This window comes from Clostridium mediterraneense, assembly GCF_900091705.1.
GTDB classification, from domain to species: Bacteria; Bacillota; Clostridia; order Clostridiales; family Clostridiaceae; genus Sarcina; species Sarcina mediterraneense.
In genome coordinates, this window is the sequence record NZ_LT594785.1 from 2,257,383 (window position 1) to 2,258,763 (window position 1,381).

The window sequence follows — 1,381 nt, forward strand, 5'->3', positions numbered from 1 at the left end:
AGTGCTCTTTTATCTAACTTTCCATTTCTATTAAGAGGTAAACTATCTATTTCCATCATATAAGCAGGAACCATATATTCTGGAAGCTCTCTTTTAAGTTCTTTTTTAATATCCTTAATATCTACAGTTTTTTCTGAAACTATATAAGCATAAATAGCCTCTTCACCATTTCTATCCTTCTTATTTATAACGGCAGCATCTTTTACATAATTAATTTTACAAATTGCATTTGTAATTTCTCCAAGCTCTATTCTAAAACCTCTTATTTTAATTTGTTGATCTGCTCTTCCCAAATATTCAATATTTCCATCTGAAAGCCATCTTGCTAAATCTCCAGTTTTATAAAGTTTTCCTTCTCCAAATGGATTTTCTATAAATCGTTCCTTTGTAAGTTCCTCCCTATTTAAATATCCTCTTGCTACAGAGTCACCTGAAATATACATTTCTCCCTGTACATTAATTGGAACTTTATTCATCATTTTATCTAAAATAAATATTTTATTATTAGCAATTGGAGTTCCTATAGTCGGAATTCCCTTTATATTATTCTTAGAGTCTATAGTTAAAGTAGTTACAACATGAGTTTCAGAAGGACCATAATGATTATGAAGTTTCACTTTATTTTCCGCTATAAGATTTTGTGTTTCTAAAGTCAAAGTTAACTGCTCTCCTGCAACCACTATATGATTAGTATTTTTAATAATAGTTTCTATATAATTTCTTTCTGATTGTAATAATTTAAAATAAGCTGTTGGTAAAAATACTGTTTTAATTTCATTTTTAGTTACAAACTCTAGTAGTCTATCCACATCTTTTCTTAACTCTTCTTTAATTAAGTAAAGTGCTCCCCCTGCTACTAAAGTAGATAAAATCTCTTGACTTGCCACATCAAAACATAAATTAGCAAACTGTAGTACTTTTTTATCAAGTTCTATTGTTGTATCATTTATTTCAAAGTTAATTAAGTTAGCTAAACTGCTATCCTTAAACATAACACCCTTAGGTGTTCCGGTTGTTCCCGAAGTATAAATAATATATATAAGACTTTCAGCTGTTCTTTCTACTAAGAAATTTTCTCTATTTCCTTCATAGAGAGTTTTATCTTCTAAATGAAGAATTTCACCATTAAAGTCTATATCTTTAACTAATTCCTTTTCTGTTAGAAGTAATTTACATCCACTATTTTCTAAGATAAATTCTATTCTTTCTTTTGGATAGTTTATATCTATTGGTAAATATGCTCCGCCAGCCTTTAAAGTTGCTATTATAGAAATTACCATTTCAATTGAACGATTAGCCATAATTCCTACTACTGAATCTTCTTGAATAGAGTGTTCTCTTAACTTCCTAGCTAAAGAATTTGCTCTTTCATTAAGTTCTC

The 1,381-nt window shown here is 28.7% G+C and carries 1 protein-coding gene; it reads right to left on the reverse strand.

Going from position 1 to position 1,381, the window contains the following annotated elements; genetic code table 11:
• A partial coding sequence (locus BN8917_RS14865; RefSeq protein ID WP_141668677.1) for an amino acid adenylation domain-containing protein occupies window positions 1–1,381 on the reverse strand: 1,381 nt, incomplete at both ends.